This is a genomic window from Hyphomicrobium sp. (assembly GCF_019753045.1).
Classification (GTDB): Bacteria; Pseudomonadota; Alphaproteobacteria; order Rhizobiales; family Hyphomicrobiaceae; genus Hyphomicrobium_B.
Genome location: NZ_JAIELN010000022.1, coordinates 72,463 through 93,166 on the forward strand (window position 1 = coordinate 72,463; position 20,704 = coordinate 93,166).

The 20,704-nt window shown below is 60.0% G+C and carries 14 protein-coding genes, 3 tRNA genes and 1 pseudogene; 6 read left to right on the forward strand and 12 right to left on the reverse strand.

The window, feature by feature from the left end; translation table 11 throughout:
* The first annotated feature begins 212 nt into the window (after nucleotides 1–212).
* Nucleotides 213–1,112 (forward strand): MurR/RpiR family transcriptional regulator, encoded by a 900-nt coding sequence (locus K2Q04_RS20405; protein ID WP_291167005.1) that lies wholly within the window; start codon nucleotides 213–215, stop codon nucleotides 1,110–1,112.
* Nucleotides 1,113–1,292: 180 nt separating this feature from the next.
* On the opposite strand, the gene K2Q04_RS20410 is transcribed toward K2Q04_RS20405, so the two are convergent.
* The 8 genes from K2Q04_RS20410 to tig all read right to left on the reverse strand — a co-directional run bounded on the left by K2Q04_RS20410 (nucleotide 1,293) and on the right by tig (nucleotide 9,369).
* Nucleotides 1,293–1,369, reverse strand: a tRNA-Asp gene (locus tag K2Q04_RS20410).
* A gap of 129 nt (nucleotides 1,370–1,498) precedes the next feature.
* Nucleotides 1,499–2,005 (reverse strand): DUF1993 domain-containing protein, encoded by a 507-nt coding sequence (locus K2Q04_RS20415; RefSeq protein ID WP_291167007.1) that lies wholly within the window; start codon nucleotides 2,003–2,005, stop codon nucleotides 1,499–1,501.
* Between the two features lie 260 nt (nucleotides 2,006–2,265).
* Nucleotides 2,266–2,340: transfer RNA gene (locus K2Q04_RS20420), tRNA-Val, on the reverse strand.
* 93 nt (nucleotides 2,341–2,433) lie between these two features.
* Nucleotides 2,434–2,712: an HU family DNA-binding protein gene (locus K2Q04_RS20425; protein ID WP_092867617.1), complete on the reverse strand. Its 279-nt coding sequence runs from the start codon at nucleotides 2,710–2,712 to the stop codon at nucleotides 2,434–2,436.
* 248 nt (nucleotides 2,713–2,960) lie between these two features.
* Entirely contained in the window at nucleotides 2,961–5,387 is a 2,427-nt protein-coding gene (gene lon, locus K2Q04_RS20430) for an endopeptidase La (protein ID WP_291167010.1), read from the reverse strand.
* A 275-nt stretch (nucleotides 5,388–5,662) separates the two neighbouring features.
* Nucleotides 5,663–6,913, reverse strand: a complete 1,251-nt coding sequence (gene clpX / locus K2Q04_RS20435; RefSeq protein ID WP_092867619.1) for an ATP-dependent Clp protease ATP-binding subunit ClpX — start codon at nucleotides 6,911–6,913, stop codon at nucleotides 5,663–5,665.
* Nucleotides 6,914–7,261: 348 nt separating this feature from the next.
* Nucleotides 7,262–7,912 carry an ATP-dependent Clp protease proteolytic subunit gene (locus tag K2Q04_RS20440; protein WP_291167012.1) on the reverse strand — a complete coding sequence of 217 codons (651 nt, stop codon included), beginning with the start codon at nucleotides 7,910–7,912 and terminating at the stop codon, nucleotides 7,262–7,264.
* Nucleotides 7,913–8,010: 98 nt separating this feature from the next.
* The gene (tig, locus tag K2Q04_RS20445; protein ID WP_291167014.1) at nucleotides 8,011–9,369 is read right to left on the reverse strand and encodes a trigger factor; all 1,359 of its coding nucleotides are present in this window, start codon (nucleotides 9,367–9,369) and stop codon (nucleotides 8,011–8,013) included.
* Between the two features lie 487 nt (nucleotides 9,370–9,856).
* Here tig and fdnG point away from each other — a divergent pair, with 487 nt between their 5' ends.
* From fdnG to fdhE, 4 genes are read left to right on the forward strand one after another with little or no spacing between them, the layout of a single operon-like run.
* Nucleotides 9,857–12,934, forward strand: coding sequence for a formate dehydrogenase-N subunit alpha (fdnG, locus tag K2Q04_RS20450; RefSeq protein ID WP_291167016.1), 3,078 nt, complete (start codon nucleotides 9,857–9,859; stop codon nucleotides 12,932–12,934).
* An 11-nt stretch (nucleotides 12,935–12,945) separates the two neighbouring features.
* Nucleotides 12,946–13,917, forward strand: coding sequence for a formate dehydrogenase subunit beta (gene fdxH, locus K2Q04_RS20455; protein ID WP_291167018.1), 972 nt, complete (start codon nucleotides 12,946–12,948; stop codon nucleotides 13,915–13,917).
* Nucleotides 13,914–14,588 (forward strand): formate dehydrogenase subunit gamma, encoded by a 675-nt coding sequence (locus tag K2Q04_RS20460; RefSeq protein ID WP_291167020.1) that lies wholly within the window; start codon nucleotides 13,914–13,916, stop codon nucleotides 14,586–14,588. The genes fdxH and K2Q04_RS20460 overlap by 4 nt, the downstream gene beginning before the upstream one ends.
* 10 nt (nucleotides 14,589–14,598) lie before the next feature.
* Nucleotides 14,599–15,528 (forward strand): formate dehydrogenase accessory protein FdhE, encoded by a 930-nt coding sequence (gene fdhE, locus K2Q04_RS20465; protein ID WP_291167022.1) that lies wholly within the window; start codon nucleotides 14,599–14,601, stop codon nucleotides 15,526–15,528.
* Between the two features lie 7 nt (nucleotides 15,529–15,535).
* On the opposite strand, the gene K2Q04_RS20470 is transcribed toward fdhE, so the two are convergent.
* Nucleotides 15,536–16,603: a permease gene (locus K2Q04_RS20470; protein WP_291167024.1), complete on the reverse strand. Its 1,068-nt coding sequence runs from the start codon at nucleotides 16,601–16,603 to the stop codon at nucleotides 15,536–15,538.
* 154 nt (nucleotides 16,604–16,757) lie between these two features.
* On the opposite strand from K2Q04_RS20470, the gene selD reads away from it, so the two are divergent.
* Nucleotides 16,758–17,804: a selenide, water dikinase SelD gene (selD, locus tag K2Q04_RS20475; RefSeq protein ID WP_291167026.1), complete on the forward strand. Its 1,047-nt coding sequence runs from the start codon at nucleotides 16,758–16,760 to the stop codon at nucleotides 17,802–17,804.
* A 43-nt stretch (nucleotides 17,805–17,847) separates the two neighbouring features.
* Here the strand turns inward: selD and K2Q04_RS20480 are convergent.
* The 3 genes and pseudogenes from K2Q04_RS20480 to selA all read right to left on the reverse strand — a co-directional run.
* Nucleotides 17,848–17,943 (reverse strand) — tRNA-Sec (locus tag K2Q04_RS20480).
* A gap of 120 nt (nucleotides 17,944–18,063) precedes the next feature.
* Nucleotides 18,064–19,893 (reverse strand): annotated as a pseudogene (gene selB / locus K2Q04_RS20485) (selenocysteine-specific translation elongation factor); the annotation flags it as partial.
* Nucleotides 19,890–20,704, reverse strand: an 815-nt coding sequence (selA, locus tag K2Q04_RS20490; RefSeq protein WP_291167028.1) for an L-seryl-tRNA(Sec) selenium transferase, incomplete at its 5' end; no start/stop codon positions are given. The gene selA and the pseudogene selB, both read right to left, overlap by 4 nt.

Consider the following 20,704-nt stretch of genomic DNA (forward strand, 5'->3'; position numbering starts at 1 on the left):
ATGGGCGCGCAGATCGGGATTGTGCGGAGACGGGCTTGATGACCGCCTCCCAATATGTTCGACTGTGTACAGATTATTAGCGACTCGGGGGTCGCCTCCGATAACGTTCAGCAGTTCTTTTTTTGCCCGCCAGGGCGTCATTTGGTTTGCGCGATAGCCTCTTCTTTCAAGCGGCTTGGAATTAGCACCCGTTTATTTCGCCAAGAGAACAAATGGATCAGTCATTTATTCGACCAGAAGGCGCCACTGCGGTCCTTGACCTGCTGGCTAAAAGCCTTGGCGGCCTGACGCCCGAACTGAGGAAGGCTGCCACGCACGTTCTGGAGCACTCCAACCTCATCAGCGTCAGCTCCATTCGCGAGATGGCCGAGCAGGCGAACGTAAAGCCAAACACCCTCGTGAGGATGGCCCGAACCATCGGCTTTGAGGGATACGAAGATTTCCGCAAGCCATTCCGGGAAAAGGTCATCAAGGGCCAGGAGGATTTCCCCGACCGAGTCCGCTGGCTTCAATCCCTCGCCCAAGACGGCAAACTCGCGGGACTTTATTCCGAGATCGCCACGGCCTCGATCGCCAACATCGAACGGCAATTTTCAGGGACGACATCAATCGCCATCAAGGCCGCGGCAGACGATATCGTCCATGCGCCGACGACCTACGTTTTGGGTACGGGGATGGCCAATTCGATTGCCGCGTACTTTGCCTACATCGCGAGCCTGGCCATCGGCAAAGTCACAGCCATCCCGCGTGACGGCCTACTGCCTACAGATGGTCTGGCGCGGGCGGCGACGAGCGACGTCCTTCTTGCCATGGCATTCAAGCCCTATCAGCACGAAGTCGTCGACGCCGTGGAGTTGGCGGTTTCGCGGGGCATCACGGTCATCGGCATTTCGGACAGCCCTGCCTCCCCCATTCTGACGGGGGCGGGTCACCGGTTTGTCGTTCCGATGATTACGACGCAATTCTTTGCGTCGAGCGTCGCGCTGATGTCGCTTCTGGAGACGATCATTGCATTCGTGATCGCGGCGGCCAGCCCGGAAGCCGTCAAGACCATCGACATGCTCCAGCACCGGCACGAGTTCCATCGCTCTTGGAGCGACGGTGAGCGATGATTGATTTCCGCCGTTGACCGCCGCCAAAGCGCATGCCGGGACCTGACGATTGCCGACTTGGCTAAGCCGTGCGTGCGGCTTCGAACGGAAATCTAAGCTTTCGCGGTGTCGGGATGGTCTTGGGCGGCTCCGCCGAGGATCTCGCCAGGATTGAAGCGCCATCTCCATTCAGAAAGGAAATGGCGCGAGAGACGGGACTTGAACCCGCGGCCTCCGCCGTGACAGGGCGGCGCTCTAACCAACTGAGCTACTCCCGCAATCCAGAAAGTGACGGGCGCCGAAGCGCCCGCCGTCACGACGCTCGGAATACGTGATGGCCGTCCGGCCGTCAAGCCGGAGATCGCATTCCAAAGACAACAAAAAATCGCGGTTTGTCGCGCGGTTGCTCACGTCCGGCCGAGAAAATCCCGCTTGCCTACCTCGAGGCCGTTGTGTCGCAGGATGTTGTAGGCGGTGGTGCAGTGAAAATAGAAATTCGGCAATGCGACGTGGAGCAGGTAATCGCGCCCGCTCAACGTCACATCGGTGCCGCCGAGCTTGAGCGTCAACTGCCTGGTATCGGACCCGTCGAGCTGCTCGGGCTTATACGCGGCCAGGAGAGCCTGGACCTTCGCGACGCGCGCCTTGAGCTCGGGCAGCGTCGTTTCCGTATCGGGGAAACTCGGAACCTCGATACCGGCCAGCCGGGCCGGCGCCGCCTTGGCGAAGTCGGTAGCGAGCTGCACTTGGCGGGTGAGGTTGAACATATCGGGATAGAGCCGCGCAGCGAGCAGCACCGCGATATCAACTTTTTTTGCCGAGGCGTAGGCCTCGGCTTTGTCGAGGATCGCATCGAGAGCGCTCAGCTGCTTCTGAAACGTCGGGATCGCAATGTCGTACATCGAGACAGACATGGGTGTTCTTTCTTCGTTGGACGTGGCGGACGATGGAATACGCGAGTAGGCGCTTCACTTGGGAGGTTTAGTTCGAATTAAAAGATGCGTGGCGACGCGCGCCGAAGCGGGCCGTGGCCATTCGCGCCGCTGTTATCCACCTTATCTGATCGAAGGAACATCCACCTACCGGCCTAGTAACGTGCCGTTGCGCGGTGGAACGCAAAAAGTGTCCGCAATTAGGGGACACATCGCAGCCGACAGCAATTTCATTGAAAACATGGTGGGCGGTGAGAGGGTCGAACTCCCGACATCCTCGGTGTAAACGAGGCGCTCTACCACTGAGCTAACCGCCCGACGCGCCTTTGCTAATCGGTCTGCAAAGGCCTGTCAAAAACAAACACGCGCGCCGCTCACGCGACGCGCGCAAAAAAAATCGCCGATGCGGCCTAGTTCAAGTTCAGCGCGTCCTTAAGACCCTTTGCCGGCGTGAACTTCGGCACGCGCGAAGCCGGGATCTGAATGGTTTTGCCCGTTGCGGGGTTGCGGCCTTCGCGCGCCTTGCGGGCTGCGACCTTGAAGGTGCCGAAATCGGGGATGCGCACTTCGTGGCCATCCTTCATTGCCGCGCGAATGTGCGCGAGAACGGCGTCAACCACGCCACCCGCCTTTTCTTTCGTCAGCTCGCAATCTCTCGCAACGGCATCGATCAAATCTTTCTTGCTCATCTCGTCTTTCCTCTAATGTGGGAGATTGGGTTTCAGCTCAGGGCGCGAGGCCCGAGGCGGCCACATCGGGGAGTAGCCGGCCGCGCATGTCCGGCTAGAAGCGCCCAATCGCCCCTTCCGTCAAGCAGAAATCGCCCGTATTTCCGGACAAAATCACATCAAAGTGCTCAATCGGTTTATAAGAAAATACCCCTGCACGGTTACCGCGCAGGGGCATTTATTTCGATAAATTTTCTGTTCAGGGAGGCTTAGTGGGCGGTGATCCGCGCACTCGCTTTTCCTGACTCTTTCGCCTCGAGCGCCTCGGCTTCCGCCGCCTCGTCCCAGGTAATGGGTTCCGGCACGCGAACGAGAGCGATCTTCAAGACTTCATCGAGACGCGAGACCGGGATGATTTCTATCTTGGTCTGCACCTCGGCCGGAATTTCCGCCAAATCCTTGGCGTTTTCTTCCGGAATGATGACCGTCTTGATGCCACCGCGGAGGGCCGCAAGGAGCTTTTCCTTGAGACCACCGATCGGGAGCACGCGTCCGCGCAGCGTGATCTCGCCCGTCATCGCCACATCCTTGCGGACAGGAATGCCGGTCAAAACCGAGATGATCGCCGTCGTCATTGCGATACCTGCGGAAGGCCCATCCTTCGGCGTCGCGCCTTCCGGCACGTGCACGTGGATGTCGCGCTTCTCGAACAAGCTCGGATGAATGCCGAAGTCGATCGAGTGCGAGCGCACATAGGCGTTCGCGGCCTGAATCGATTCCTTCATCACATCGCGCAGGTTGCCGGTGACGCTCATTCTGCCTTTGCCCGGCATCATGACGCCTTCGATCGTGAGCAACTCGCCGCCGACCTCGGTCCAGGCAAGGCCCGTCACGATACCGACCTGATCTTCGAGCTCGGCTTCGCCGTAGCGATACTTCGGCACGCCGAGGAAGTCGTGGACGTTCTCTGCCGTGACGACGATCGAGGTCTTCGACGACGTCAGGATTTCCTTCACCGCCTTACGTGCAAGCTTGGCGATTTCACGCTCGAGAGAGCGCACGCCTGCTTCGCGCGTGTAACGGCGAATGACTTCCTTCAACGCTCCGTCTTCGACCGACCACTCGCCCTGCTCGAGCCCGTGAGCGGAGTACTGCTCGGGGATCAAGTGGCGCTTGGCGATTTCGAGCTTCTCGTCTTCCGTGTAGCCCGCAAGACGAATGATCTCCATACGGTCCATCAGGGCCGGCGGGATGTTGAGCGTGTTGGCGGTCGTCACGAACATCACGTTCGAGAGATCATAATCGACCTCAAGATAGTGATCGTTGAACGTACCGTTCTGCTCGGGATCCAAGACTTCGAGCAGCGCCGCTGCCGGATCGCCGCGGAAGTCCTGACCCATCTTGTCGATCTCGTCCAAGAGGAAGAGCGGATTGGTCCGCTTCGCCTTCTTCATGGACTGAATGACCTTGCCCGGCATGGAGCCGATGTACGTCCGGCGGTGACCGCGGATTTCCGCTTCGTCGCGAACGCCGCCAAGCGACATGCGCACGAACTCGCGGCCGGTCGCGTTCGCGATCGACTTTCCAAGCGACGTCTTACCGACGCCCGGAGGCCCGACGAGGCACAGGATCGGCCCCTTCAGCTTATTCGTACGCGCCTGCACGGCGAGATACTCGAGGATGCGTTCCTTGACCTTCTCGAGGCCGTAGTGCTCCTGATCGAGGATCGTCTGCGCTTCGGCGATGTCCTTCTTGACCTTGCCCTTGATCCCCCACGGGATCGACAAGAGCCAATCGAGGTAGTTGCGAACAACCGTCGCTTCAGCCGACATCGGCGACATCTGCTTGAGCTTCTTCAGCTCAGCCAGCGCCTTGTCCTTGGCTTCCTTCGACAGCTTCGTGTTCTCGATCTTTTCCTCGAACTCGGCGATGTCATCGCGTTCGTCGGAATCGCCAAGCTCCTTCTGAATGGCCTTCATCTGCTCATTCAGATAGTACTCGCGCTGAGTCTTCTCCATCTGGCGCTTCACGCGCGAGCGGATCTTTCTCTCGACCTGGAGAACGGAAATCTCGCTCTCCATGAGCGTGTAGACGCGTTCCAGCCGCTCGGAGATGCTGGCGGTCTCGAGCACGTCCTGCTTTTCGGAGATCTTCACAGCGAGGTGTGAGGCGATCGTATCGGCGAGCTTCGCGTAGTCCTCGATCTGGCCGACGTTGCTCAGAACCTCGGGCGAGACCTTCTTGTTGAGCTTCACATAGCTCTCGAACTGCGTGACGACGGAGCGCGCAAGCGCCTCGAGCTCGTCCTTAGCGCCCGGAACTTCCGCGACGCGCTCGACTTCGGCCTCGAAGTAATTCGCGTTGGTGGTGTAGCGCACGATCTTGGCGCGCGCGTTACCCTCGACGAGGACCTTCACGGTGCCGTCGGGAAGCTTCAAAAGCTGCAGCACGGACGCGAGCGTGCCGATCTCGTAAATGGCGTCGGGCGCCGGATCATCGTCGCCGGCGTTCTTCTGCGCGGCGAGCAGGATCTGCTTGTCGGCGCGCATGACTTCTTCGAGCGCCGCGATCGATTTCTCGCGACCGACGAAGAGCGGCACGACCATGTACGGGAATACGACGATGTCACGAAGCGGCAGAACCGGAAACAGCTCTTTGCCGCCGGCTTTCTCTTTGGTCTTTTTGTCTTCGCTCATTTCACTACCTATTCGCCGTGCGACGGAAGACTGTCATAGCCTTCCGATGCATTCCACACTCGTTCCACTTAGGAGCCACGCTTCCCGCCCCTTTTTGTGGCGGCGGTCGGCATGCTCGTGAGCGCGAGCGCGGGGTGAGACCCAAGCTCAAGACACCGGTTTCAGGATTCCTCGGCTGGCCGCTTGATGCCATTCCCTCCGAACAAATGGGGACCGGCGTCCCGCAAACAAGTCCCGGGACCAAGCCCCCGGAAGGCCGTTATTGTCGCGATGGGCTAAGCCGTCGAGCCCTTTTCCTCGGCCCGATCGGAGTAAATTCTGAGCGGCTTGGCCGAGCCTTCAACGACTTCCGGCCCAATGACAACCTCTTCAACGCCCTTCAGCGTCGGAAGATCGTACATCGTGTCGAGCAGGATGCCTTCCATGATCGACCGAAGACCGCGAGCACCCGTCTTGCGCTCGATTGCCTTGCGCGAGATCGCCCGCAACGCGTCGAGCGTGATCGTCAGCTTCACATCTTCCATTTCGAAGAGGCGCTGATACTGCTTCACGATGGCGTTCTTCGGCTCGGTCAGGATCTGGACCAGGGCTGCCTCATCGAGGTCTTCCAGCGTCGCGATGACGGGCAGACGGCCGATGAATTCGGGAATGAGACCGAACTTCAGCAGATCTTCCGGCTCGACGTTGCGCAGGATTTCGCCCGTGCGACGTTCGTCGGGTCCCGTGACCTTCGCGGAGAAGCCGATGGAGGAGCCTTTGCCACGACGTGAGATGATCTTCTCGAGACCGGCGAAGGCGCCGCCGCAGATGAACAGGATGTTCGTCGTATCGACCTGCAGGAATTCCTGCTGCGGATGCTTACGGCCACCCTGAGGCGGAACGGAAGCGACCGTGCCTTCCATGATCTTCAGAAGCGCCTGCTGCACGCCCTCGCCCGATACATCACGGGTGATCGAGGGATTGTCGGACTTGCGGCTGATCTTGTCGACCTCGTCGATGTAGACGATGCCGCGCTGCGCGCGCTCGACGTTGTAGTCGGCCGACTGCAGGAGCTTCAGTATAATGTTCTCGACGTCCTCGCCGACGTAGCCCGCTTCCGTGAGCGTCGTGGCATCCGCCATCGTGAACGGCACATCGAGGATGCGCGCCAGCGTCTGCGCGAGCAGCGTCTTGCCGGAGCCCGTCGGGCCAACCAGCAGGATGTTCGACTTCGCGAGTTCGACGTCGTTGTTCTTCGAAGCGTGGTTGAGGCGCTTGTAGTGGTTGTGGACCGCGACGGAGAGAACGCGCTTCGCGTGGAACTGCCCGATGACGTAGCTGTCGAGCACGTTGCAAATCTCTTGCGGCGTCGGAACGCCGTCACGAGATTTCACGAGAGTGTTCTTGTTCTCTTCGCGGATAATATCCATGCACAGCTCGACGCATTCATCGCAGATGAACACCGTCGGACCGGCTATCAGTTTACGGACCTCATGCTGGCTCTTGCCGCAGAAAGAGCAGTAGAGAGTGTTCTTCTCTTGAGCCATTTGTTCTCACCTTCCGTGCAAGACCCATCAATGCGATGTTCTTGCTTTGGCCCGCCATTCACGCCCGGCACTGAGCCGATTCTACGGCGACGTGAACCTCATAACCAATCTGAGCACGCTAACGTTCGCGAGATCAAGATTGGATTAATGGAGCCCAGGCCGCCATGGGCTGCAAGCGGCGCTATTGCCACAGTTGATAAATGATCAGGCAACTACGCCAATTCAATGCGATAATTTACCTAAACGTCCCACTGACGTGCAGCGTTTGTTCTTGTCCGCCCAGGCGCGCGCTCCGTCGAAAGAAGTCTGCGCACGCGCCCGGCGATTTAAGTGTTGTCTCTGCACTCGTCAACTTGACGATTTGCTCTCGAATACGCCGGCGTCGACCTCGTCCCGGTTTTCCAGAACCTTGTCGATGAGGCCGAAATCGCGGGCCTGATCGGCGGTCATGAAGTAATCGCGGTCGAGAGTTTTATCGATCATCTCGTAGGTCTGACCCGTGTGTTTCACATAGGTCTCATTGAGACGGCGCTTCATCTTGATGATGTCCTCGGCGTGGCGCTCGATATCGGACGCCTGACCAGAGAACCCGCCCGACGGCTGATGCACCATGATGCGCGCGTTCGGGAGCGCATAGCGCATGCCCTTCGCACCGGCGCAGAGCAGAAGCGAGCCCATCGACGCAGCTTGACCGATGCACAGCGTTGCGACCTGCGGCTTCACGAACTGCATCGTGTCGTAGATCGCCATTCCCGCCGTCACCACGCCACCCGGCGAGTTGATGTACATCGAGATCTCTTTTTTCGGATTCTCGGATTCGAGGAACAAAAGCTGCATGCAGATCGATGCAGCCATGTGGTCTTCGACCGGTCCCGTTACGAAGATGATCCGCTCTTTCAACAGGCGCGAAGGCAGGTCGTAGCCGCGCTCGCCGCGCGTCGTCTGCTCGACGACCATCGGCCAGAATGTATTCGTCAAAGTACTTACCGGATCGCGCATCGCCTTCGTCTTTCCTAATTTCGGCCGGCCCGTTCAGCAGACCGGCCAGACTCGCACGCTTCAGTCTCTAGCTTTCACTGCTCTGCAGATGAAGGCAATCAGCGTTCGGTCGCTTCTTCGACGGCCTTCAACAATTCGTCCCGCGTGACTTTCTTCTCCACCGGCTTTGCGTTTTCGATGACGTGGTCGATGACCTTGTCTTCGAAGATCGGAGCGCGAAGCTCGGCCAGGGCGCCCGGCGTCTTCTCGTAGTATTCGTAGACCTGCTTTTCCCGACCCGGGTAGCGGCGAGCCTGCTCTACGAGCGCGCGGCGCATCTCGTCCTGGGAAACCGTCAGATTGTTCTTTTCTCCGATCTCGCCGATCACGAGGCCAAGGCGAACCCGGCGTTCAGCGATACCGCGGTACTCGGCGCGAGCCTCGTCCTCGGTTTTGCCTTCGTCGGCGAACGTCTTGTTCGTGGCTTTGAGATTGTTCTCGAGCTGTGTCCATATATTGTTGAATTCGAAATCAACAAGAGAGGCAGGAAGCTCGAACGTGTGCGCCGTATCGAGGGCGTCCAGAATCTCACGCTTCAGCTTCGCCCGCGACGCTTGGTCATACTCGCGCTTGATCTGCTCGGTCACGAAGCCGCGCAGCTGCTCGAGGCTCTCGGCGCCCAGGCCCTTCGCGAAGTCTTCGTCGATCGCCGGTGTTCGGGGCTTTGCGACCGCCGTCACCTTCACGTCGAACTGCGCTGTTTTTCCGGCCAACGCCTGCATCGGATAATCTTCGGGGAACGTCGCGTCCACGACCTTCTCGTCGCCGGCCTTCAGACCGACGAGGCCTTCCTCAAAGCCCGGAATAAACTGCTTTTTCCCGATAACGAGGCTCTGGCCATCGGCGGAACCGCCTTCGAAGGCTTCGCCATCGATCTTGCCGACGAAGTTCATCGTCACGAGGTCGCCCTCGGAGGCTGCGCGCCCGTCTTCGGGATCGTAGGCCGTGTTGCGCTCGGCGAGACTCGTCAGCGCCTTCTCGATTGCGGCATCGTCGACTTCGGCGACGAGGCGCTCAAGCTTCTGCGAGGACAGGTCTGCGAGCGGAATTGGCGGCAGAACCTCGAACGACATTTTGTATGCGAGATCGCCTTCGCCGTTGGCGATCTTCTCGAACGTCTGCTCGTTGAAATCGACAAGCTCGACCTTCGGCTGCTGCGCCGGGCGCTCGTTGCGATCCTTGATGGCCTGAGCGCTCGTGTCGTTGAGCGTCTGCTCCATCACTTCCTGCATCAACGACTTGCCGTAGACCTTCTTCAAGTGCGCCAGCGGGACCTTGCCGCGACGAAAACCTTTGATCTGCACACGGTCTTTGAGTTCATCAAGGCGAGACGTGAAGCGCTCGTTGAGCTCTGCCTTGCCGACAACCACCTCGAGAGTGCGCTTCAATCCGTCTCGTGCCGTTTCCGTGACTTGCATCGCCGTATCCTATTGCAGGTGCATGCCGCTGCACCTCGCCGTTCAACTAATATTTGGGGAGACGCCGGCGCGTCTACAAAGCGCTAACGCCGCCGGCTGCGCAATACCGGTGCGGGCAGACGTTGCCCTCCAGCTATTGCGTTGAATTTGCTACGTTTTTTAAACCACCGCGTGCCGCGGATTCATAACAGTCCCGGGAGGGGTGCCAGCATCGCGCGCCTGGAAGCCTAAGGGAGGCCTTAAACAGCCTTTCAGCGAGATTGGCAATACGCTGTCGCGATTGCTTCAAATTTTGAACCCTGCGCCCGATCGCGGCTCGGAGCCGCGGCCGGCCGGCCTCGTCGCAGCGGGCCATCGAGCAATTTGGGAGATGTACAAATTTTTAGGTAAGACCCAGAGGACACTAGAAATTTTTCGGCAACCTTCACCGTTTCTGATATGTTGTTCATGCACGACAGCGTTTGCATGCATGAGACGGAGTGCCGGCATGACTCTGACACGCAGAGGCTTCATCAAGCTGTCCGGCGCGACACTCGCGTCATCGAGCTTGAGCGCAATGGGTTTCGGAGGGTGTGGCGCTGCGCTTGCCGAATCCGTCCGCCCCTTCAAGCTCGCCGCGGCCAAAGAGACGCGCAATACTTGCACCTACTGCTCGGTCGCCTGCGGCATCCTGATTTACGCCTCGGGTGACGGCGCCAAGAATGCGCACTCCAACATCATGCACATCGAGGGCGACCCGGATCACCCGGTGAACCGGGGCACGCTTTGCCCGAAAGGTTCTGCCCTCCTCGACGTCGTGCATTCGCCCGGGCGGCTGCAGGTGCCGAAATATCGCGCGCCGGGAAGCAACGAGTTCAAGGAAGTTACGTGGGATTTCGCGCTCGATCGCATCGCCCGGCTGATGAAGGACGATCGCGACAAGAATTTCATCGCGAAGAACGAAAAGGGCGAGACCGTCAACCGGTGGCTCACCTCCGGCATGCTGGCGGCATCGGCCTCATCGAATGAAACCGCGCTGCTGACGTGGAAGGTGGCCCGAGCGTTCGGCATGCTTGTCTTCGACAATCAGGCCCGTGTCTGACACGGGCCGACGGTAGCCAGTCTGGCTCCAACATTCGGTCGCGGCGCAATGACCAACACTTGGCAGGATATCAAGAATGCCAACGTGATCATTGTCATGGGCGGCAATGCCGCCGAAGCCCACCCCTGCGGTTTCAAGTGGGTTATCGAAGCCAAGATCGAGAATGCCGCAAAGCTCGTGGTCGTCGATCCTCGCTTTACGCGCACGGCATCGGTTGCCGACTATTACGCGCCGATCCGGCCAGGAACGGACATCGCGTTTCTGTCCGGCGTTATCCGATATCTTTTGGAAAAGGATCAAATTCAGCACGAGTACGTGCGCGCCTACACCAATGCCAGCCTGATCGTCAAAGAGGGCTTCAGCTTCAAAGACGGTCTCTTCAGCGGCTACAATGCCGAGACCCACAGCTACGACAAGACCGACTGGCAATACGAGCTCGACGATCAAGGCTTCGCGAAGATCGACGATACGTGGCAGAACCCGCGTTGCGTCATCAATCTCATGCGCCAGCACGTCGATCGCTATACGCCCGAGATGGTGTCGCGGATCTGCGGAACACCGATCGATAAATATCTGCACGTTTGCCAGCTGATCGCGTCGACATGCCTTCCCGACAAGGCAATGACCAGTCTATTCGCTCTTGGCTGGACACAACATTCCATCGGCTCGCAGAACATTCGCACGATGGCGATGGTGCAGCTTCTGCTCGGCAATATCGGCGTCGCCGGTGGCGGCATGAATGCGCTGCGCGGCCATTCCAACATTCAGGGCCTTACCGACGTCGGACTGCTGTCGAACCAAATTCCCGGCTACCTGACCATGCCGAAGGATCAGGAGCAGACGTTCGACGATTACATGGAAACACGGCAGTTCAAGCCGCTGCGTCCGAACCAGATGAGCTATTGGCAGAACTATCGCAAGTTCTTCGTCAGCTTCCAGAAGACGATGTTCGGAGACGCCGCGACGGCCGAGAACAACTGGGCTTACGACTACCTGCCGAAGCTCGACATTCCGATGTACGACATCATCAAGGCCTTCGAGATGATGGTCCATGGCGAGATCAACGGTTATATCTGCCAAGGCTTCAATCCGCTGCAGGCCTTCCCGGAGAAGAACAAGATCCGGCGCGGATTGAGCAAGCTCCGGTACCTCGTCGTCATGGACCCGCTCGACACGGAGACGTCGCGCTTCTGGGAAGACGTCGGGCCGTTCAATCCGTCCGACCCTGCGAAGATAGAGACGGAAGTCTTCCAGTTGCCGACAACATGTTTCGCTGAGGAAGACGGGACGCTCGTCAATTCGGCGCGCTGGCTGCAATGGCATTGGAAAGCCGCCGAACCTCCCGCCAAAGCACAATCCGATATCTGGATCATGGCCGGCATTTTCCACCGGATGCGCGAACTCTATCGCAAAGAAGGTGGCGCCTTCCCTGATCCCATTCTGAAGCTCACGTGGAATTACACCAATCCCGTCGAACCGAGTGCCGACGAGTTAGCGAAGGAAATGAACGGAAAGGCGCGCGCCGACATCAAGGACGATTCAGGAGCGATCTTACTCAAAGCAGGCCAACAGCTCGACAGCTTCGGACAACTTCGCGACGACGGCACGACCGAAAGCGGCTGCTGGATCTTCACGGGTTCCTACACCGAGAAGGGTAACATGATGGCCCGTCGCGATACGCACGATCCGCGCGATCAGGGCATCACACCGGGTTGGGCGTGGGCTTGGCCGGCCAACCGCCGCATTCTCTACAATCGCGCCAGCGCCGACGTTGCCGGCAATCCGTGGAACCCTGCTAAGCCCATCATCCAATGGAACGGCAGTCGCTGGGTGGGCATCGACGTTCCCGATTACGGGCCGACGATCAACCCGTCGGAAGGCGTCGGCCCCTTCATCATGAACGCGGAAGGTACCAGCCGCTTCTTCGCTCTCGATCAGATGGTGGACGGACCATTCCCCGAGCATTACGAGCCGATGGAATCGCCGGTTGAAAACCTGCTTCATCCGAAGGTTCAGAACAATCCGGCGGCGCGGGTCTTTCCGGACGATCGCGCCGACTTCGGAACGTCTGCCGACTTCCCGTATGTGGGCACCACCTACCGTCTGACCGAGCATTTCCACTATTGGACAAAACATGCGCTGATCAACGCGATCCTGCAGCCGCAGGAATTCATCGAGATCGGAGAAGTCCTGGCGAACGAAAAGGGCATCGCAAACAACGGCTGGGTCCGCGTCAGCTCGAAGCGCGGATACATGATCTGCAAGGCAATGGTAACCAAGCGGATCAAGCCGATGATGGTCGCGGGAAAGGCAACGCACGTCATCGGCGTTCCGCTCCACTGGGGCTTCACGGGCCAGGCGAAGAAAGGCTACGGCGCCAACATACTCACGCCGTCGGTCGGCGACGCCAACACCCAGACACCGGAATTCAAGGCGTTTCTCGTAAATGTCGAGCCGAGCAACGGACCTGAAGGCGAGGTCTGACGGAGTAGCCGATGACGAATTATCAATCGCAGAACTACATCCGTATCTCGGCGACAACGATCACGCCGCCCGCTGCTCGCAATCGCGAAGCGGAGATGTCGAAGCTCATCGACGTCACCCGATGCATCGGCTGCAAGGCATGCCAAGCGGCGTGCATGGAGTGGAACAATCTCAGAAATCCCGTCGGAACGTTTCATGGCACTTTACAAAATCCCATGGATCTCGATCCCGAAACGTGGACGCTCATGCGCTTCACGGAATGGGAGAACGACAAAGGCGATCTCGAATGGCTGATCCGGAAGGACGGCTGCATGCATTGCGAGGACCCCGGTTGCCTCAAGGCCTGCCCTGCGCCCGGAGCCATCGTTCAGTACGAGAACGGCATCGTCGATTTCATCAGCGAGAATTGCATCGGCTGCGGCTACTGCGTGAAAGGCTGTCCTTTCGACATTCCACGCATCAGCCAGGTCGATCACAAGTCGTATAAATGCACGCTGTGCTCCGATCGCGTCGCCGTCAACTTGGAGCCGGCCTGCGTGAAGGCATGCCCGACCGGCGCGATCCTGTTTGGAACGAAGAAAAATATGACGGACTGGGCCGGCGAGCGGATCGAAGATCTCAAGTCTCGCGGCTTTGAAAATGCCGGTCTTTACGATCCACCCGGCGTTGGCGGGACCCATGTCATGTATGTCCTCCACCACGCCAACACGCCGACGATCTACGCCGGGTTGCCCGAGAATCCGACGATCAGTCCGACTGTCGAATTCTGGAAAGGTCTCATCAAGCCGGCGGCGCTCATCGGCGTTGCGGCAGCAGCCATCGCGGGCTTCATGCATTGGGTTGTCGCCGGTCCGAACGAAGTTCAGCCCGAAGATGAAGAGGCAGCCGAGCGCCTCATCGAGGCCAAGGCAGCAACCACCCGACCACCGCCTGATACCGGCGGGAGGCCGCAGCGAACAGAGCCAGTGGAGCCTCCAGTATGACCAGGCCGCCCGGAGCATTGACGCGAAACGATACGGTTACGCGGATCAACCATTGGATCACTGCGCTCTGCTTCATCCTATTGGCGATCTCCGGACTATCGATGTTTCATCCGTTTCTCTATTGGATGTCCGGCCTGTTCGGGAGCGGGCAATGGGCACGGGCGGCCCATCCATGGATCGGCATCGTACTGTTCATCAGCTTTAGCGGTCTGATCATCCAGTTCTGGCGCGACAATTTATGGAACAGAGACGATGTCGCCTGGATGAAGGCGATCGATCGCGTTCTCGCCAATGACGAAGAAGATATTCCGGAAGTCGGGCGCTTCAACGCCGGTCAGAAGTTCGTCTTCTGGTCGATGGCGCTGCTCATTCCGGTGCTCCTCATTACCGGTCTCGTGATGTGGGAAGTGTACTTCGGGACGGCCACGTCGATCCCGACGCAGCGCGCTGCGCTGCTCATTCATTCCATGGCCGCCATCGCGGCGATCATCATATGGATCGTCCACGTCTATGCGGCGATCTGGGTTCGCGGATCGATGCGGGCGATGACCCAAGGTTACGTGACACCGGGGTGGGCTTGGCGTCATCACCGCAAATGGTTTCGTTCGCTGGTGGCTACGGGGTCCAACGGACCAAGGCCGAATGTCACAACGCGAGAGACGCGCGAATGAGGTTGCGTTCATGAAGCAAGGTGGATCGCCGCCAACCGGCAAGTGGATCGGTAACCCGCAGGGCGGCGTAACAACGCCAGAGGCGTTGTTGCTGCCCAATCCGATGTTGCGCTTTTCCGCCACCGCGGATCGGATGAGAGCATTGTCGCCCGATCATCCCATGGCCAAATGGCTGACGTTCATGGCCGATCTTTCGGATGCGCAACACATCGCGGCGACGACGCTCGCGCCGATGCCGCCCATAGACCGCTCGCTGATCGACCGCTCGGTGGCGGGGCGGATTCCGCCACTCGCGGCGGACGGGCATCACCGCAATTCGGCGTGGCGCGACGGTCTCGCGCTCATGCTCGACGCGCTCGAAAGATGTTCGCTTCCCGCGCCCGCTCGCGAGACGATCACCAAAGTGCGCAGCTCGACGACCGATGCAATCGAAGATTTGGCTGATGGTTTCCTTCGCGATACCGTCCGAGGCGCTGATGCCGGCTCCGCGCTCTATGTGGCTGCGGCACTTCAAGTTTATTTCACGCGGCTCGCAGGGTCGCTCGACGCTTCGGCGTTGCGGCTCCTGCCCCAGCGTGGACTTTGCCCGTGTTGCGGTTCGACGCCGGTTTCGGGATTGATCACTGCATCGGGGGACGCGCCCGGAATTCGCTACCTCTATTGTTCCCTCTGCTCGACGGCCTGGAACCACGTGCGCGCAGTATGCATCACCTGCGAGAGTTCCCACAAAGTTTCACTCAAAGAGATCGAAGGCGGCCCGGGCGTCGTCAAAGCAGAGATCTGCGACGACTGCCAGACGTACGCAAAGTTGATTTATCAGATCAAGGATACGAAGGCTGATCCTTACGCCGATGACCTCGCGACGCTCGGCCTCGACATCATGGTCTCCGAAGCGGGTTGGGCACGGCACGCACCCAATCCGATGCTTCTCGTCGGGTAGATCGATCTTACAATTTGAGAGCAGCGGCGATCAGTCCGGCGATGATGCCGAACGCCACGACCCCGCCCGCCACCGTGAGAAGCGTTTTCGTGCGGAACGACCCGCTGACCATCGCAAGAGATGGCAGGCTCACCGGCGGCAGGGTCAGCAACAGGGCCGCCGCGGGTCCCGCCCCCATGCCGAGCGCGAGCATGGCTTGAACGATCGGCACCTCGCCTGCCGTCGGGATCACAAACAGCATTCCGGCGACCGCGAATGCCACGATCCAACCGATGTTGTTGTCGACGGCGGGGCCGATCTCGGGAAATAGCCAAGCGCGGGCTGCTCCGAGCAGCAGGACCAGGATTAAGTATTCCGGGATCAGGCGCACCGACATGCGCACGAAAATTTCGATCCAGCGAACGAACGCGTTCGGGCCCGTCGCTTCCGATGTCGCCGACTTGGCTGTCAGCTCCGCAATGCGCGCTTCGGCTGCCGCGGCCTCGTTCGGCGTTACCATCAGGTTCACAAGGTAGCCGAGACCAAACACCATCGGCACCCCCAAGAGGATGCGCAGGGCTGTCCAATTCCAGCCGAGGACAAATCCCATGAACACCAGCGTCGCGGGATTGAGCACCGTATTGCCGAGCCAAAAGGCGATCGCGGCGCCGGGAGATGCCTGACGTTCACGCATTCCGACGACGACAGGAGCCGCACAGCACGTGCACATCATGCTCGGCACGGAGAGTATTCCGGCGGTCGCAACAGTCCCGAAGCCGGTCTTGCCCAGCACGCGTGCCACCCAATCGGCCGGCAGGAGCGCTTGTATCGCCGAGCCCAGCAAAAGGCCGAGCACCATGGCCTGCCAGATGGATTTGCCGTAAGCCAGGGCATAGCTGAACGCGGCGTCCCACGATGGTGCGGGCGGCGCTGCTGACGTTCCCATCAGTATCGAATTTCCGATCGAATGGTTCGCCGCAGCGACGAATGCGCGGTTATAGTATGGAAACCATTTTACGTAGAAAAGTCCGACAAAAGCCAACGTCAGAAAGATGATCCACCTCAGCGTCATCCCGGATTGGCGAGTGGCGTTCATCCATTCCTCCAACTGACAGTTCGGTTGGCAATGCGGGTGACGTATTTCTGCCGTGGCGTATACGGATCGTCTACCCATATCCTGGCATGAGGCAAACAGTTTTGTGTCATATTCGGTTTCTCATGAACCTGCGCTCCGCAACGAGGCATGAAATATGCTAGGCTCCGTAATTCGCTTGACTGATCTGGCGCATGGCGGCGGCTGCGGGTGCAAGCTCGCTCCTTCCGTCCTGCAGCAGCTGCTCGCCGGGCAGCCAGGAGCCGGTCCCTTTGCGCAACTGCTCGTCGGAACGGAAACCGGTGACGACGCCGCCGTCTGGCGTATCGACGACGATCAATGCGTTATCGCGACGACCGATTTTTTTATGCCGATGGTCGATGACGCGCGCGACTTCGGCCGCATCGCCGCGGCCAATGCCATTTCCGACGTATACGCCATGGGCGGGCGGCCGATCATGGCGCTGGCGATCCTCGGAATGCCGCTCGACAAGCTTCCCGTCGAGACCGTGCGCGAGATCCTTGCAGGCGGCGCGTCCGTTTGTGCGGAAGCAGGGATTCCCGTCGCGGGCGGCCACTCGATCGACACGCCAGAACCGATCTATGGGCTGGCAGTGATCGGGCTCACGAAGCATCAAAATGTCCGCCGGAATTCCGGCGCGATGCCGGGGGACGCGGTGATCCTGACGAAGGGGATCGGCGTCGGCATCTATTCGGCGGCATTCAAGAAGCGCTCGCTGCCCGCGGATGCCTACGCCGAAATGATGGCGTCGACGACCTTGTTGAACCGCATCGGCCAAACGCTCGGCGAGGTGCCGTCTGTGCACGCAATGACGGACGTGACCGGCTTCGGACTTCTCGGTCATGCTCTCGAGATGGCGCGCGGGAGCGGCGTCAGCATCGATATCGCGTATGACCGCATTCCATTTCTATCGTCCGCCGAAGCGTTGACGGAAGCGGGGTTTGCGACGGGCGCATCGGCGCGCAACTGGGCAAGCTATGGGGACGAGGTTGTTTTGCCGGCGAGTCTACCGGCTTATGGACGAACGCTGCTGAGCGATCCGCAGACGTCGGGCGGTCTCTTGATCGCATGCGCCGACGAGCACGCTGAAGATATCCGCAGCACGATCGAAGAAGCCGGTTATCCATCGGCTCGCATCATAGGCATGGTCAGAACCGGCGAACCGCGGATCAATATTTTCTAGCCAGAAGTCCAAGCGCTGTTCACACGCGCTTTTTCGGCAATGTTGGCGGAGGCGAGTGGGAGTCGAACCCACCTGGGACAGGCTCGCTGCCCCACTCGGATTTGAAGTCCGAACGTCCCACCGGGGACGCTTCACCTCCGTGCACGTCAGCGGACGAAAGCACGACACTTCCGAACAAGTCCAGCCGATGGACGTTCATGCGTCGGAGATCGCCCTTGCGCAGCGTCACGCCGTGCCGGTCCAAGAATTCCAGAATCTGGATCGCGACCTTGCGCCCGTTGTCGAGGCGATCGCGGAGTTCCGCAGCGTTGAAGGATTTGCTTTCCGCCCGCGCCGCTATGTCAGCCGCAATGGCCACGATCTCGCGGATGGTCTCGCGCAGGAAGAAGTGGTCGTGCGCCACCTCATCGACCCATCCCAAACGGCCTGCGAGTTTCAGCAGCCGGCGAACATCGCGCTCAGGGCTTCCCGTCGCGGTCGCGATATCGCGCACGCGCGGCGGACGAAAGCGCTCATCGCCACCCAGAAGCTCCGCGGTGGCTATCCAGGCGGTTTCGTCGCCGGGTGCAAGGCGGACGTTGTGGGACGTGAGGCGAACGAATGCGCCGTCGCGTGCGATGCCCCCTGCTTCGGACAATCTCTGAAGCGCCACCGCGAATGCTGCCTTGCCGAGACGCGGCTGCAGCATGAGGCGGAGTTGCTCGCGTCCGATACCCTGGAGATCGGGGTTCGCGGCGTGATACTCGGCGACCTTCTCACTCAGGCTTCCGCAAAAGGACTTCCATCGTAGCGGCGACAGGGCCGTGCGGGTATCGCGGGTTTCCAGGATCATCAGTTCGAGGCCGGACGCGAGCCGTCCCATTTGCGCGATGGAAAGCGCCCTATCGCGTGCGAATGCCGTGAGTTCGACAGAAAACGGCGCCACTTCAAGAAGCGCCGACAGTGACGCCGACGGATCATCGATCGCCATTGCTTCGCGTTGCGCATGCCGCTCTGGCGTTCGCCGCTTTCGGGACGGCGCATGGAGATCGATGAACTTGCCGCCGCCGATGGTGCGTTGCGCGGAGACATCGCGCACCACGAAGCGATCATGCACACCAGCGGCGATCGGCTGATCGAGAACAAGCTGGACGTAGGCTGCGGCTCCGGGCTCAAGAGATTTGTCGTCGAGCAGAACGATACGCGCCCCGACTTCGGTCGCCGCGTGATGCAAACGCACGGGAAACCATTGTCCAATCGGCTTTTCTTCCGATGGCAAGACACGCAACACCGCGTCGATGCGATCTGTCGGCGCGTGAAGCTCCGGATCGAGCACGACGTCACCGCGATGAATTGAATCTTTGGAGATATCTGCTCCGCTCAGGTTGAGCGCGCTGCGGTCGCCGGCTTTTGCGAACTCGGCGGGTTTGTTTTGAGCGTGTATCGAACGGACGCGCGCCGGTAATCCCGACGGACTGAGTTGCACCTGGTCGCCGAGGCGCACGATGCCGGAGAGCACAGTTCCGGTTACGACGACGCCCACGCCGGGCAATGTGAAGACGCGGTCGACCGCGAGGCGAAATCGCCCGTCCGCCGATCGCGCATGGATCACAGAGGCCGCCACAATAAGATAGTCCCGCAGTTCATCGATGCCCTGTCCCGTGATCACCGAGACGGCCATGACATCGGCGTTCGCGAAAGCCGTATCGGCAATCGCCTCTTTGATTTGGCCCGTGACTTCGGCGATGCGCTCGTCGCTCGCGAGATCGGCCTTCGTCACAACAGCGACGCCCTGGCTGATGCCGAGGAGATCGAGGATCGCAAGATGTTCGAGCGTCTGAGGTTTGATCCCGTCGTCGGCGGCAACCGTGAGCAGAGCAAAGTCGATGCCGCTTGCGCCTGCGAGCATCGTGTGCACGAAGCGCTCGTGGCCGGGCACATCGATGAAGCCGAGGATTTGGCCCTCCGGCGAAGGCAGATATGCGAAGCCGAGGTCGATCGTGATTCCGCGCGCTTTCTCTTCCTTCAAGCGGTCGCCGTCGACGCCGGTCAGCGCTTTGACCAGCGCCGTTTTTCCGTGATCGATGTGGCCAGCGGTGCCGATGATCATCTGTTTTGTCGGCTGCGTTGCCCGTTCCCGGATTGGGCCGGGGCGCTGCGGTCGAGCGTATTCAAAACAGATAGAAATGCGGCTTCATCGGTCAAGCATCGGAGGTCGAGAATGAGGGAGCCGTTGTCCAGTCTGCCGATAACGGGGCGAGACAAGCCGCGCAACGCAGCAGCCAGATGCTCGAGCGCGCCGCCGCCGGCGTTCGATGCGATGGCGAGGCCGGCGCTCGGTATCTTATCGAGCGGCAGCGCACCTGAGCCGATCTGGCTTTCGCATTGGCAGATCGTCACGGTGAAGTCTGGTCCGACCGCGTGCCGCACTGCAGGGAGAAGACGCCGCGCTTGATCTTCGATTTCCGAATGCGGGCGCGCAAGCAGCCGGAGCGTGGGCAAGCGTTCGGCAAGGCGATCCGGGTCGCGATAAAGCTTCAGCGTCGCTTCGATCGCCGCGAGGCGGATCTTATCGACGCGCAGCGCGCGCTTCATCGGGTTGCGATTGATCGCTTCGATGAGGGCGCGCTTGCCTACAATGAACCCCGCTTGGGGGCCGCCGAGAAGCTTGTCGCCCGAGAACGTGACCACGTCCGCGCCTTGCGCGATGGCCTCGCGCACTGTCGGCTCCTTCTTCAGGCCATACCGGGACAGATCGACTAGCGTGCCCGATCCGAGATCATTCATCAGCGCGACTTTCGCCTCCGCAGCAATGCGGGCGAGTTCCGTGCCACCGACTTCGGACGTAAATCCGAGAATGCGGTAGTTCGAGGTGTGGACCTTCAGAATGACGCCGGTCGCTTCGGTGAGCGCGGCCGTAT

Coding starts and splice junctions, on each gene's coding strand:
- lon (WP_291167010.1), bottom strand. CDS start 5,387: ATGAGCGAAGACAAAAAGACCAAAGAGAAAGCCGGCGGCAAAGAGCTG.
- K2Q04_RS20405 (WP_291167005.1), top strand. CDS start 213: ATGGATCAGTCATTTATTCGACCAGAAGGCGCCACTGCGGTCCTTGAC.
- K2Q04_RS20470 (WP_291167024.1), bottom strand. CDS start 16,603: ATGAACGCCACTCGCCAATCCGGGATGACGCTGAGGTGGATCATCTTT.
- K2Q04_RS20460 (WP_291167020.1), top strand. CDS start 13,914: ATGACCAGGCCGCCCGGAGCATTGACGCGAAACGATACGGTTACGCGG.
- K2Q04_RS20425 (WP_092867617.1), bottom strand. CDS start 2,712: ATGAGCAAGAAAGATTTGATCGATGCCGTTGCGAGAGATTGCGAGCTG.
- tig (WP_291167014.1), bottom strand. CDS start 9,369: ATGCAAGTCACGGAAACGGCACGAGACGGATTGAAGCGCACTCTCGAG.
- K2Q04_RS20415 (WP_291167007.1), bottom strand. CDS start 2,005: ATGTCTGTCTCGATGTACGACATTGCGATCCCGACGTTTCAGAAGCAG.
- K2Q04_RS20440 (WP_291167012.1), bottom strand. CDS start 7,912: ATGCGCGATCCGGTAAGTACTTTGACGAATACATTCTGGCCGATGGTC.
- clpX (WP_092867619.1), bottom strand. CDS start 6,913: ATGGCTCAAGAGAAGAACACTCTCTACTGCTCTTTCTGCGGCAAGAGC.
- fdhE (WP_291167022.1), top strand. CDS start 14,599: ATGAAGCAAGGTGGATCGCCGCCAACCGGCAAGTGGATCGGTAACCCG.
- selD (WP_291167026.1), top strand. CDS start 16,758: ATGCTAGGCTCCGTAATTCGCTTGACTGATCTGGCGCATGGCGGCGGC.
- fdxH (WP_291167018.1), top strand. CDS start 12,946: ATGACGAATTATCAATCGCAGAACTACATCCGTATCTCGGCGACAACG.